Source organism: Bacillus sp. MRMR6 (assembly GCF_001940785.1).
GTDB lineage: Bacteria > Bacillota > Bacilli > Bacillales > Cytobacillaceae > Neobacillus.
Genome location: NZ_MSLS01000001.1, coordinates 416,243 through 430,102 on the forward strand (window position 1 = coordinate 416,243; position 13,860 = coordinate 430,102).

9 protein-coding genes and 1 pseudogene are annotated in these 13,860 nt (G+C 36.4%); all 10 read left to right on the forward strand.

The features are described from left to right. The first annotated feature begins 233 nt into the window (after positions 1 to 233). The 10 genes and pseudogenes from BTR25_RS02055 (at position 234) to BTR25_RS02100 (ending at position 13,842) form a co-directional block, all read left to right on the forward strand. Positions 234 to 2,003 (forward strand): cache domain-containing sensor histidine kinase, encoded by a 1,770-nt coding sequence (locus tag BTR25_RS02055; RefSeq protein ID WP_075685740.1) that lies wholly within the window; start codon positions 234 to 236, stop codon positions 2,001 to 2,003. Beyond that, entirely contained in the window at positions 1,996 to 3,555 is a 1,560-nt protein-coding gene (locus tag BTR25_RS02060; RefSeq protein WP_075685624.1) for a response regulator transcription factor, read from the forward strand. The genes BTR25_RS02055 and BTR25_RS02060 overlap by 8 nt, the downstream gene beginning before the upstream one ends. 24 nt (positions 3,556 to 3,579) lie before the next feature. After that, positions 3,580 to 4,860 (forward strand): ABC transporter substrate-binding protein, encoded by a 1,281-nt coding sequence (locus BTR25_RS02065; protein ID WP_075685626.1) that lies wholly within the window; start codon positions 3,580 to 3,582, stop codon positions 4,858 to 4,860. A gap of 190 nt (positions 4,861 to 5,050) precedes the next feature. Then, complete coding sequence (locus BTR25_RS02070; RefSeq protein ID WP_075685628.1) at positions 5,051 to 6,364, forward strand: ABC transporter substrate-binding protein; 1,314 nt, start codon at positions 5,051 to 5,053, stop codon at positions 6,362 to 6,364. Positions 6,365 to 6,452: 88 nt separating this feature from the next. Beyond that, on the forward strand, positions 6,453 to 7,406 hold the full coding sequence (locus tag BTR25_RS02075; RefSeq protein WP_075685630.1) for a carbohydrate ABC transporter permease: 954 nt from the start codon (positions 6,453 to 6,455) through the stop codon (positions 7,404 to 7,406). A 2-nt stretch (positions 7,407 to 7,408) separates the two neighbouring features. Beyond that, the gene (locus tag BTR25_RS02080; protein ID WP_075685632.1) at positions 7,409 to 8,254 is read left to right on the forward strand and encodes a carbohydrate ABC transporter permease; all 846 of its coding nucleotides are present in this window, start codon (positions 7,409 to 7,411) and stop codon (positions 8,252 to 8,254) included. 118 nt (positions 8,255 to 8,372) lie between these two features. Then, positions 8,373 to 9,011 carry a YesL family protein gene (locus BTR25_RS02085; RefSeq protein WP_083652217.1) on the forward strand — a complete coding sequence of 213 codons (639 nt, stop codon included), beginning with the start codon at positions 8,373 to 8,375 and terminating at the stop codon, positions 9,009 to 9,011. 236 nt (positions 9,012 to 9,247) lie between these two features. After that, positions 9,248 to 12,493, forward strand: coding sequence for a rhamnogalacturonan lyase family protein (locus BTR25_RS02090; RefSeq protein ID WP_075685634.1), 3,246 nt, complete (start codon positions 9,248 to 9,250; stop codon positions 12,491 to 12,493). A 73-nt stretch (positions 12,494 to 12,566) separates the two neighbouring features. Next, a pseudogene (locus tag BTR25_RS27025) lies at positions 12,567 to 12,748 on the forward strand (glucuronate isomerase); the annotation flags it as partial. A 110-nt stretch (positions 12,749 to 12,858) separates the two neighbouring features. After that, complete coding sequence (locus BTR25_RS02100) at positions 12,859 to 13,842, forward strand: Gfo/Idh/MocA family protein (RefSeq protein ID WP_075685636.1); 984 nt, start codon at positions 12,859 to 12,861, stop codon at positions 13,840 to 13,842. The last annotated feature ends 18 nt before the right edge of the window (positions 13,843 to 13,860 follow it).

A 13,860-nucleotide genomic window follows, 5' to 3' on the forward strand; every position in this document is an offset into this window, starting at 1 on the left:
AGGACTTTTTGTTTTACATACAACTAACAACATGTGCGTACAAGTTCATTTCCAAATATGGAAATGAAAAATATTTTTGATTATTTCCTTTGAAAATAAGCAGTGAAATGGTAAAATTTAAATATTACATACGGACAAGTTTACTAGAGATAAAGTATTTTTTTAAAAAAATTGGCTACGCTTACAGTGCTGAGTATTTTTAATATTATAATAAAGGGGTGAGGATGAATCTAATGAAAAAAGTTTTTCAACGACTTAAGAAAATGTATAACGATTTAAAAATTAAGTACAAACTTTTTATCTTAGTTTCATGGACGATGATTATTTCCTTTTCCTTTATTTTCTTTGGTTTACAATATGCGTTCCATGCATATGATGAACAGCTTTATAGCAAATCTTCTCAGGTTTTAAGCACATCCTCGAATGGGATTGAGAACGAATTAAAAAACCTTGAAGAAGTTTCCTATAATATTTTGACAGACCCACAGATTCAGCAGTACCTAGCCTCCATAAATGAAGAAAGTACCGAATATGAAAAATTTCAGCTGCGCACTAACATGATGGACAAGCTTCTTAGCTATGTAAATAAAGAAAAATACATACTATCTGTAAATTTAATTGATGCATATGGTGAAGAATATAATGTCGGCCCAAAAACTCTTAAAATATCAAATGAACAAAAAGAGAATATTATTGAAATGGCCGTTGAGGCTGACGGGAGCAATGTTTGGATTCATCCGAAAAATACTAATTTCACGTTTGCGACAGCACGGGAAATAAGACAATATCGTAATTTAAGCTTCGACAATCTTGGAACCCTCATTATTTATATCAATATGGATAAATTAGTTGGCAATATATTAGAAGGCTCCAAAAAAATAGATGGTGAATTCTTAATTGCTAGCAAAAACGATTTGATTTATCCGAAGGAAACAGAAACTCCCTTTAAAGAAGCAGCCCTTTCTGCTGGTGCAGGCTATCAAATTAAAAATATAGATAAAAAGAATTACTTTCTTGTCCATATTAAATCTAATTACTTTGAATGGGAATATTTGAATGTGATTCCCTTCAATCATATCTTTAAAGATATTAATATAATCAAAACACTCCTAATCATTATTTTTATTCTTATGTTTTTTGCGGTAACTTTTTTAGGTATTCGATTTGCAAGAAACATTACAAGCCCACTAGAAAATTTAGTTGCTGGTATGCAATTTGTGAAAGTAGGAGATTTTAAGGAAGCGAGAAAAGAAGCTCTTAAAACTTCCGATTTTCATGATGATGAGGTAGGGACACTACAACAAAACTTTCAGAATATGATTCAACAAATTGACGAACTAATCAATGAGAACTATTCCAAGCAGCTTACCATTAAAGAAACAGAGTTTAAGGCACTTCAGGCTCAGATAAATCCCCACTTTTTATACAATACGTTGGAATCAATCAATTGGTTAGCAAAAGGGAATGGACAAACACAGATTTCTAAAATGGTAGAATCACTCGGTTATTTACTTCGAAATTCAATTAGCTTAAAACAACCGCTAATTACGATTGAAGATGAACTTAATATTGTTAAAAATTATATCACGATCCAGAAATATCGATTTGAGGAAAGATTAGATTTTCACTTACAAGTTGATTCAGATATAGTTGGCTATTATATACCAAAACTAACCTTGCAACCGCTTGTCGAAAATGCCATTCACTATGCATTAGAGCCAATGATTGACCCGTGTAAAATTAGTATTTACTCAGAATTAGACAAGGAAACAATCAAATTAGTTGTGGAAGACAAAGGACCTGGAATGGAGCCTTCTTTTATTGAAAAATTAAAAAGAGGGGAAGTAAAAACACGGGGCCAAGGAGTTGGATTATCAAATATTGACGACCGGATAAAACTTTCTTATGGTGAACAATATGGGGTGACAATTGAAAGCGCACCCAATCAAGGGACGAAAGTAATCATTGTTTTGCCTTACGATCGGGGGGGAGATTATGTATAAAGTATTGTTAGTAGATGATGAAAGAATTATTACTGAAGGAATCTCACGGGTAATCAATTGGGAGTCAATCGGGACTACCTTAATCGGTACGGCAAGAAATGGTATAGAAGCCTATAACATAATCGAACAAATAAAGCCAGATATCGTCATTAGTGATATCAAAATGCCTGGAATGAATGGTCTAGAATTAGTTGCAAAGGTATATAACGCTTTTCCTGAAATTAAGTTTATTTTACTTTCAGGATTCAGTGAATTTGATTATGCAAAACAGGCAATGGAGTTTGGTGTTAAACACTATCTATTAAAACCTTGTAATGAAAATACGATAATGGATGCTGTTAGTGAAATATGCGGGGACTTAAAAGAAAAACATAATCGCGAGCAATTTGTTCAAAAGATGAAAGGAACCCTTGAAACAGTCCTTCCTTACGCTAAAGAACAGATGCTTAAAGAATTTATTACGAATCATTATAATAATAAAGATTTAGAGCATTATCAAAAACTTTTTCAGCTCAACATAGAAAAGGAAAATGTAAGACTGGTTTTGTTCCAATTAGAAGGAGATATTCAATTTGAGCATATGTTTGCCATTAAAAATATTGCTGAACACATCTTTGATGAATATATCCTCAGTTGTACTGTTGGGGAAACGATACTATTTCTAATTGGAGACACCTATGTAACTGGCAAACTACACTCACATATTGAAAAAATACAAGAAACATTTTATCAATATTATCAAGTTGATTCCACAGTCGCCATTAGTGATCCAGGAAAAATTAAGAATGCAAATAAATTGTACAAGGAGGCCCTTGACTGTCTATCTTATCGTTTTTATTTAGGTGAGGGAGGGGTTATTACAAAAAAGGATATCACGTTTCAAAACAATACAAAGGATGTAGAGTTTTATTATGATGATGAAAATTTCTGCAGATTAGTCAAATCCGGCAGCTGGGAAGACGTTTTGAAAGAAATCTTCACATTTTTTAATCAACTTGGTGAATTAAGACATGATATTAACATCACAAAGTCTTATGTAATCCAGTTGTTTAACTCGATGATTCGTTTATGTGACCTGAAAGAGATGAATATGTATTTAACGAAAATAACACTTCTTCTTGAAATGGATACCATTCAAAATATGAAGAGCTTTTTTGAAAATGTCGCTAGGGAGATCACTGAATTCTTTTATAACCAAAATAAAAATAAGCATTCGGCTATTATTAATAAAGTGATAGAAGTTATAAATCAGTATTTGGCCAACCAAAATTTATCTTTGCATTGGGTAGCAAACGAAATGTTATATATGAATGCAGATTATCTGGGAAAATTGTTCAAAAGAGAAACAGGTGAAAAATTCTCTAACTACCTAACGCGATTAAGAATTGAAATGGCCATTCATTTGATTGAGAAAGAGAACGACGTAAAGGTATTTGAAATAGCTGAGAAAATTGGCTACGGGGAAAACCCCCAATATTTTAGCCAGGTATTCAAGAAACATACGGGATTTACACCATCAGAGTTCAAAAGAGAATCGTTACAAGGGTTATAAAAAAACAAAAAGGGGAAAAAAACGATGAAAAAAATATTGTTTTCGACTTTGTCCCTAGTAATGGTAATGGTTGGCGGCTGCAGTAACCTTGAGATAGTAGAATCAGCGGCTAGTAAAAATAAAGAAACCGTTACTCTTAGAATTGCTTGGTGGGGTGAGCAGCCTCGACATGATTATACATTAGAAGTTATTGAGATGTTTGAAAAGAAATATCCCCATATTAATATCGAGTCGGAATATGCAAATTGGGATGATTATTGGAAAAAGTTAGCCCCGATGGCAGCCGGTAATCAATTGCCAGACATTATTCAAATGGATTTATTATATTTAAAAACATACAGTGATAAAAATCTTCTTGAGGATTTAAGTCCATATATAGATAAAAATATTATTAACACAGACTCTATCAGTAAAGAGGTTCTTTTGGGCGGGAAAGTCGATGACCATTTATATGGGTTTCCTTTAGGGATGAATGCACCCGCGATTATCGGTGATCCAGAATTGCTTTCTACCTATCCAAAATCCAATTGGACTTGGACCGATTTTGAGCAACTAGCTGTAAAGGTCCATAAGGAAAAGCGAATCTATGGTACGAATGGGATGAAATCACCTGATGTGTTTTTTTCGTATTACCTGCGTACGAAAGGAATGAATTTGTATAATGAAAAGGGGACTAAACTTGGATATGAAGAGGATCAATTGTTTATTGATTACTTCGAAATGCAATTAAGATTACTAGAAAAAGGAGCCTTCCCACGGGCAGATGTAACGGAGCAAATTAAGAGTATAGAAGATGAACTATTAATAAATCAACAGTCCCCGATGACATGGGCCTATTCAAACCAATATATTGGATTTTTAAAGGCTGCAAACCGTCAGCTGGAACTTATCCTGCCACCAGGACCTGGACAAGAACAAGGATTAACGGTAAAGCCGAGCATGCTTTTTTCCATTTCTAAAGGTTCCAAGAAAAAAGAGGCAGCTTCACAATTTATCAATTTCTTTATTAATGATATTGAAGCAAATAAAGTAATAAGAGGAGAAAGAGGAGTTCCTGTTTCTAACGAGGTGATAGAGCAGATACAAAATGGTCTTACCGAGGATGAGAAAAAGGTTTTCGACTATGTCAATAAAGTAAAAAATAACAACGAAAAGGTTGAAAAGGCTAACCCTCTCGGCGGTATTGAGGTCGTAAATCTATTGCAAGATGTCTCAGAACAAATCTTGTTTAAAAAAGTAACTCCAATTGAAGGAGCACAAAAATTTAGAACTGAAGCAAATAAGATCCTTTCAAAARACAACTAATTTATTCAAAAACTACTAAGGCTTCCTTGAACTTGTTCAAGGAGGCCTTTCTTTATTATATATATTGATTAATAGTCTGATTTTTAAACAAAATAAACGGAAAATTGGATTCAGACAATTCCGATAAAAACTTACAATAGTAAATGTAAACACTTACATAAAGGTGTTAAAAGAAAAAGGGGGAGACAAAATGAAAAAAATCTTAGTTTTATTATTCAGTTTTGTACTAGTCTTTTCATTAGCAGCATGTAACGGCAGCAGTTCAACAAGCGGTAATAATTCTGATTCAGAACCAAAAGAAGATGAGAAAAAAGATGAAAAAGTTACACTACGTATTGCATGGTGGGGATCTCAACCACGACATGATTACACACTAGAAATTATTAAAATGTATGAAGAAAAAAATCCAAATGTAAAAATTGAAGCTGAATATGCAGCTTGGGATGACTACTGGAAGAAGCTAGCTCCACAGGCAGCAGCAAACGAATTACCAGATATCGTTCAAATGGACCTTTCTTATTTTTCACAATACGCTCAAAATGGTCAAGTTACTGACTTAACTCCATATTTAGATAAGCAAATCAACACAAAAGATATTGCTGATACTATTATCAGCGGTGGTAAGCTTGGCGATAAGCTTTATGGAATTAACGCAGGGGTTAACGTAGTTGGATTCCACTATGACCAAGAACTATTGAAAACAATCGGTGTAGATTCTCTTGATGAGAATTGGACTTGGGATGACTATAAGGAAATCGCACTAAAAGCAAAAGATGCAGGTCTATTCATGGATACAGGAATGAAAGCCGATGTATTCTTTAACTACTATTTAAGAACACAAGGGAAGTCACTTTATAGTAAAGATGGAGCTTCTCTAGGTTATACAGATGACAAATTGTTTGAAGACTTCTTTAACATGACATCTGGTTTAGTAAAAGAAAAAGCAGTTCCAACTCCTGACTACTTAGCACAGTTGAAAGGGATTGAAGATGACCCAGTTGTAACTCAAAAAGCAATTGGTATCTGGCAATGGTCTAACCAATTCGTAGGTTTACAGCAAGTTGCAAATCGTCCATTAGCAATTAACAATATGCCAGGACCTGACAGCAAACAAGGCCTATACTTAAAGCCAAGTATGTTCTGGTCTATGGCTAATAATTCAAAGCATAAAGAAGAAGCAGCGAAGTTTATCGACTTCCTAATCAATGATGTTGAGGCTAACAAGTTAACTCTTGGAGATCGTGGAGTTCCAGGTTCTTCTGTTGTCAAAGACGCATTAAAGCCATTACTTTCACCTGCACAAGTTCAAGTATTTGACTATGTTGACTGGGCAGAAGAAAACAGTTCATCATTTTCCGGTCCAGATCCAGTTGGTGCTGGTGAGGTCATTGAAACACTAGATAGTATTGCTGAGCAAATGGCATACGGTAATCTAAAAGTAGAAGATGCAGCTAAGCAATTTAGACAGCAAGCTGAGAGTGTTTTAGCTCAAAACAAAAAATAATAACCATTTCGATAGCTGATCGGTCTTAAAGATCAGCTATCGTCCTTTCAACTAAGGAAGTTGATCCTAAGAAAAAGGAGTTGAATATATGAGTACACCTGTGGTAAAGCGAGATGTAAATATCCCAATTAAAACAGTTAGTAAAAGACGGCGGATCATCAATGAAAACTTAACAGGCTATGCGTTTATTAGTCCATTTATCATCGGATTCCTTGCTTTTACATTAATTCCTATCATTGCATCTTTATATTTATCATTTACAAACTATAATTTATTTTCTGCCCCAAGATGGATAGGCTTTGATAACTACATAAAAATGTTTACAGCAGACCCGCGTTATTGGCAGTCATTAAAAGTCACACTGATTTATGTATTAGCAGGTGTTCCTTTAAGACTTGCTTTCGCCCTGCTAATTGCTATGATTCTAAATACTGCTTCTAAAGCAGTGGGGATCTACCGAACATTATTCTATTTACCTTCCCTAATTGGAGGGAGCGTCGCGGTAGCAATCATGTGGCGGAATGTTTTCGGTGACTTGGGAATAGTGAATATCGTATTAGATTTGCTTGGACTCAATGTGGTGAGATGGTTTGGTAACCCGACCGCTGCTCTATGGATGTTGATTTTCTTATCTGTATGGCAATTTGGTTCCTCGATGCTAATCTTCCTAGCAGGATTAAAAGGCATTCCAAAGAGTTATTATGAAGCTGCAAGTGTAGATGGTGCGAACGGAGTACAGAAATTCTTCAAAATTACTCTTCCAATGCTAAGCCCAGTAATTCTATTTAATACAGTTATGCAAACGATTGCGGCCTTTATGACTTTTGTACCAGCTTTTATTATCTCGAAAGGTACAGGCGGTCCGTTAGACGGAACTCTTCTATATTCTTTATATCTATTTATTCAAGGTTTCGAGTTCTTTAATATGGGATATGCTTCAGCAATGGCATGGGTCATGCTCATTATTGTCGGAGTGTTAACCGTGATCATCTTTGTTTCATCAAAATATTGGGTTCATTATGAATCGGAAGGAGGCAAATAACGATGCTACAAAAGTTAAAATCACCAAAATGGTGGATTTACCATCTACTTGTCGGCGGATTTGCAGTATTAATGTTGTATCCTGTTATTTGGCTCCTAATGAGTTCTTTTAAACCTAGTGATACCATCTTTGTTACGGCTAAATCGCTCTTCCCAGATCCATGGATTTGGACCAACTTTACAGAAGGCTGGAAAGGTATAGGCGGAAATACGTTTGGCGTTTTCATCAGAAATACAGCAATCCTAGTTGTTATTACCTTAATCGGACAGGTTATTTCATCGGCTTTCATTGCCTTCGGTTTTGCACGATTACAGTTTAAAGGAAAAGCATTTTGGTTTGCGATTATGATGGTTACGTTAATGCTTCCACATGATGTGTTAATGGTTCCACAATATATCATTTTCTCAAAGCTTGGTTGGTTAAACTCGATTAAACCGCTTGCAATTCCAGCCTATTTCGGACATCCGTTTTTCATCTTCCTTTTAGTCCAATTTATTCGGACCATTCCAAGAGAACTTGATGAAGCGGCGATCATAGATGGATGTAGCACTTTCAAGATTTTCACTAAAATAATCTTACCGTTAATCAAACCAGCTTTAGCAACAGCATCTATTTTCTCCTTTTATTGGACGTGGGAATCCTTATTAGGGCCTGTATTATACTTGAATTCCCCATCGAAATATACTGTTTCTATGGCATTAAACATGTTCCTGAGTAATGAAACAGTATCAAACTGGGGTGCGATGTTTGCCATGTCTGTTGTAACCTTGATTCCAGTATTTGTAATCTTCTTTATTTTCCAACGCCACGTTGTGGAAGGAATTAGTACTAGCGGATTAAAAGGTTAATAGGTGACATTAATGATACGTGCTGACAAGTTTTGTTTCACTTTGCCACTTCCACATAAGTAATTTAATTGGTGAAGTGGCAAAGAATAAAAGTTTTCAAGTGAGTAGGAGGATTACAATGGAAACTTCAGGTTTTATGGGCGGTTTTAATAAATTACTAGAATGGATCTCAAGATTAGCTTTCTTGAATATATTATGGATCACTGGCACTATACTTGGCTTTGGCATCTTTGGTTTTTTCCCAGCAACTGTCGCTATGTTTGCGGTTGTCCGTAAATGGATGTTTGGGAAAGAAGATCTATCCATTTTTAAGACCTTTTGGACTGCTTACAGACAGGAGTTTTTAAAGAGTAATCTTCTTGGATTAATCATTATTGGTTTTGGACTTGTTTTATACATAGATTTTTATTTTGTAAATCATGCAGCAAGTAGTTTGAAAGCCATTTTATACGTTCCATTTTTAATTATTACTTTTATTTATATCTGTATGTTGTTTTATATCATTCCAATCTTTGTACATTATGATATGAAAATAAGTCAGGTCATAAAAAACTCCTTCTTCGTCATGATTTTGAATCCACTTTCTACATTCTTTATGCTAATTGGAAGCTTTGGAATTCTCTTTGTGCTTTCCTATGCACCTCCGATTTGTATTTTATACAGCGGAAATCTATTAGCCTTATTTATTATGAAGCCTGCCGTTAATGCGTTCGAGAAAATAGGCAGTAAATCTAAGTTAGTATTTCAAGAACAATAAATAATCGGGCTCTCTACTTTGAGACCCGATTTTTTCATAGCCAGAGGAAATATATGTCTGTTTTTTAAACAAAATAGACGGAAAATCACCTTAAGCGCTTTCAATAATTAGAATATTATGAATTATAGTGGGGGAATTTTTGTTTTTATCCCCTAAGTATAGAAAGGGGGGAGAAATTTATCATTCTAGATTTCTAATAAATGAACTAGCTATTATTCAATTTAATGGGGGTAAAAATGTTTAAAAAACTTTCTAAAAAATTGCCTGTCGTTGTAAGTTCCGCGATGATACTATCCATGTTTACCGGCGTTGGGTCAGTAAATCCTACACCTATTCAAGCAGAGGGATCAAGCAGTAGTGCGGGTCTTAGGTTTGACTTTGGATCTGCTTCAAGCCCTGTTGCAAAAGGTTATACTCAAGTAACAAATACAATGATTTACAATAGTACTAGAGGGTACGGATTAAGTAAAGCAGTTGCTGAGCGTGATAGAGGAAATCCCGACGATATAAAAAGAGATTTTGTAATTGATGGTAACTATTCTTTTATGGTCGATGTTCCTAATGGTGAATATTTTGTAAATGTAGTTACAGGAGATAATATTGCTTCTAGTAGAACAAGTTTCAATATTGAAGGGCAGTCGCTTGGATCAATCTCGACTGGTACTGGGCAATTTGCTGAAAAGTCTACTATTGTTAATGTAAAGGATAATCAGCTTAATGTTGCTATTAGTGAAAATGGGCGAATTAATGCCTTAGAAATTGTTCCAATGACGTCACCTGAGGGATTAGAAGCGAGTGAAAAAAATCTTTACCCCGATTCAAGTGTAACATTAAGCTGGAATTCGGTAGATGGTGCTACAACCTATAATGTATTCAGAAAATCAGTAGGAGAGATAGAAGCTGTTAAGGTTGGTACAACAACAGCTCAAGAATATGTTGATAGAACCGTTCAGCTGGGTTATACATATGAATACTATGTAACTCAAGTGAATAGCGCTGGTATAGAATCTACGAAAAGTGAAGAAATCTCTGTGAATTTCTTTGATGAAACAGTAGGAACTCCTAAGGCTCCTAGTAGTGTTGCCATATTAGAAGCATCAGAAAACTCGATCAGCTTTAAATGGGATAGCGTTGAGGGTGCGTTATTATACTACGTATACAGAGCTACATCAGAAGATGGAGTATATAAAAGGATGGGAATTTCGGATAATCAGGAATTTACTGACCAGTCTGTATCCCCAACTAGGAACTATTATTATAAAGTGTCTGCGGTAAGTTTAGGAGGAATTTCAGAATCGTCTACGGTTATTAAAACTCCAATTACAAAGGTGTTCCAACGCCAAATGGAAAAGCTTGATAGAGGATTAGTCGCAGCAAAAGTAGAAAACGGTGTGTATGTCGGCTGGAGAATGTTAGGAACTGATCCCAACAGCGTTTCGTTTAACCTATACCGTGATGGTGTAAAAGTAAATAGCAAACCAATTACCTCAAGTACCAATTATTTAGATGCAAACGGAACACAGGATTCTAAATACGATGTTCGTGTAGTTTTCAATGGGAATGAGGAACCGCTTGCAGAAACGGTAACCGTTTGGGGGCAAAATTATTTTGACATGCCTCTCGATAAGCCGGAAGGTGGTAAGACACCAGATGGTGTAACCTATACCTACTCCGCTAACGATGTAAGTGTCGGTGATGTGGATGGAGATGGTCAATATGAGTTAATTGTCAAATGGTATCCTAGCAATGCAAAGGATAATTCTCAATCTGGAAATACTGGTAACACATTAATTGATGCCTATAAGCTTGATGGAACAAAACTGTGGCGTATTGACTTAGGGAAAAATATTCGTTCCGGTGCCCATTATACGCAAATGATGGTGTACGATTTAGATGGAGACGGTAAGGCTGAACTGGCAGTTAAGACAGCAGATGGGACCATTGACGGTGAAGGCACTGTAATTGGGGATGCAAAGGCGGATTACCGCAACTCTGGCGGATATATATTAGCTGGACCAGAATTTTTAACTATTTTTGACGGTTTAACAGGTAAGGCACTAGTTACAACTGATTATAATCCACCAAGAGGTAATGTAGCTGCTTGGGGAGACAACTATGGTAACCGTGTTGACCGCTTCTTAGCCGGAATTGCCTACCTTGATGGTGAAAGACCAAGCCTTATAATGGCACGTGGTTATTATACAAGGTCAGTACTCGCAGCCTATAACTTTAGAGATGGTGAATTAACGGAGCTGTGGACCTTTGATAGCAATAACCCGGGATATGCCGGCTATGCTGGTCAGGGTTACCATAGCTTAAGTGTAAATGATGTGAATCAAGATGGAAAAGATGAAATTGTTTATGGTGCAGCCGTAATTGATGATGACGGAACAGGTTTGTATACTACCGGTTTAGGGCATGGAGACGCAATGCATGTTGGCGATCTTGATCCATCTAGACCTGGTTTAGAAATGTTTGCAGTCCATGAGAGCAGTGGGGCAAAATACGGTATAGAATTCCGCGATGCGGAGTCGGGTGAAATCATTTGGGGTGAACATACGGGCAGAGATACTGGTCGAGGAGCTTCAGCCGATATTGATCCTAGATATCCTGGTAATGAATCATGGGCAATTGGTGGCGCTTGGAATGATACCACCGGTGGTTTGTACACTGCTAAAGGTGAAAAAATCTCAACTTCTATTCCTCCTGCAAACTTTGTAATTTGGTGGGACGGGGATCTCCAGCGTGAGATTCTTGATCATGGCAATTTTAACACAGCAGCACAGGTTGGTGTAGGTACGATAGGTAAATGGGACTATGAAAATAACAAAATGGTCAACTTACTAACTGCAGACGGTACTTTCTCGAATAATGGAACAAAAGGCACTCCAAACCTGCAAGCAGATATCCTTGGAGACTGGAGAGAAGAAGTCATTTGGAGAACTGAAGACAGCAATGCATTACGAATCTATACGACTACAAATCTAACTGAGCATCGTATTTATACGTTAATGCATGACCCTGCATATCGTTTAGGTGTTGCTTGGCAGAATGTTGGATATAACCAGCCGCCGCACACAAGCTTCTTTATAGGTCAAGATATGGAAGCGGCTCCGGCTCCAAATCTTTATTTTAGTGAAGTGTTACCGGCATTAGCTGATGTGAATCCTAACACATTTGATTTAAAGGTGACGAATGGCAAAAGTCCATTTACCGTTAATATTGAATTAGACGGCGGGGGCAATGTTTCAGAAATTAATTCTGCAACTATTAAGCTTGTCATCAATGGTAAAGCGATTTTTGCAGAACCCCATTCTTCTGTTAATGGAAATAAGAAAAAGAAATTGATGGTCAAATTTGACCGTCAAAAAGTCGTTGACGCTTTACAAGGATACAGCGGCACAGTTGATATCAGTGTTGGCGGTTTCTTATATGATGGAAAGAGCTTTATTGCAAAAGAAACACTAACTATTAGTCAATAACAGAATGGGAGAGATAGAGTGTTTTTACTATCTCTCCCTTCATCATTTTTATTATCTAGGGGAGGAACGAATTTTGAAACCATTTATACACGATACTTTTTATTAAATAGTGAAGCAGGAAAGATTTTATATCATGATTATGCCAAACAGATGCCGATCATTGACTACCATTGTCACTTAAACCCAAAAGAGATTACTGAAAATAAAAAGTTTAAAAATATGACAGAAATCTGGCTGAATGGTGACCATTATAAATAGAAGTACCTAAGGATTACAAACTACTTGGAAAAATAGTAGAGGATATTTGCTACAATAACACAGCTGCTTATGAAACGGGCGTATAAACATCAAAGGAGAGATCAATCTTGAAAATCGGATTTATTGGAACGGGCTGGTTCACTAAAACACATGCTGATATTTTAGGGGAAATGGATGGGGTAGAGATAACAGCATTTTGTGGAACAAGTGTGGAGAAAGCAGAAATAGAAGCAAGAAAATGGTCAAAGGCATCTGGCTACGCAAATGTAGAAGAAATGCTGGATAAGCAGAAACTTGATGCAGTTTACATATGTGTTCCCCCAATGGCACATGGAGCAATCGAACATGCTTTGCTAGAAAGAAATATTCCCTTTTTTGTAGAAAAGCCAATTGGAATAAAAGATGAGCCTGACGCAATTGCGAGAAAAGTAGAAGAGCAGGGTCTTATTACATCTGTGGGATACCACTGGCGATATAAAGATACGACCAAAAAGGCGTTAGCATTACTTCAGAATCGTAAAGCAGGAATGGCACTTGGATATTGGATGGGTACAATGCCTATGGTCCCGTGGTGGAGAGACGTGTCAAGGTCAGGCGGACAATTTATGGAACAGACTACCCACATTGTCGATCTTTTACGATACTTATGCGGTGATATTAAGGAAGTGTATGCAGCTTATAATAGTACAATGATGGCTGAAAAAGTGGAAGGAACAACCACTTCAGATGTCGGCAGTGTGATTGTTAAGCTGCAAAACGGTATGGTGGCAACGATCTCAAATACTTGTATTCTCCCGGAACCAAATAAATCAGGACTTGAAATATATACGGACGAAGGAGTTCTAGAACTGTGGAATCACCAGTTAAGAGACGTCCGAGGAAAGAGAATCGTGGAATATACGGAACAAAATAATCCGTATTTCGTTGAAAACCAAATCTTTCTTGATGCGGTCAGAACAGGAAATACATCTAATATTTTATCAACCTATCAAGATGCGGTAAAAACACATCAAGTGACCGTTGCAGCGAATCAATCTGCAATGACCGGAAAACCAATTTCCTTAATGCTGGAGGAGAAACAGGAAATCTGAGTTTGTCATCATTCATAA

Coding starts and splice junctions, on each gene's coding strand:
- BTR25_RS02055 (WP_075685740.1), top strand. CDS start 234: ATGAAAAAAGTTTTTCAACGACTTAAGAAAATGTATAACGATTTAAAA.
- BTR25_RS02060 (WP_075685624.1), top strand. CDS start 1,996: ATGTATAAAGTATTGTTAGTAGATGATGAAAGAATTATTACTGAAGGA.
- BTR25_RS02070 (WP_075685628.1), top strand. CDS start 5,051: ATGAAAAAAATCTTAGTTTTATTATTCAGTTTTGTACTAGTCTTTTCA.
- BTR25_RS02075 (WP_075685630.1), top strand. CDS start 6,453: ATGAGTACACCTGTGGTAAAGCGAGATGTAAATATCCCAATTAAAACA.
- BTR25_RS02080 (WP_075685632.1), top strand. CDS start 7,409: ATGCTACAAAAGTTAAAATCACCAAAATGGTGGATTTACCATCTACTT.
- BTR25_RS02085 (WP_083652217.1), top strand. CDS start 8,373: ATGGAAACTTCAGGTTTTATGGGCGGTTTTAATAAATTACTAGAATGG.
- BTR25_RS02090 (WP_075685634.1), top strand. CDS start 9,248: ATGTTTAAAAAACTTTCTAAAAAATTGCCTGTCGTTGTAAGTTCCGCG.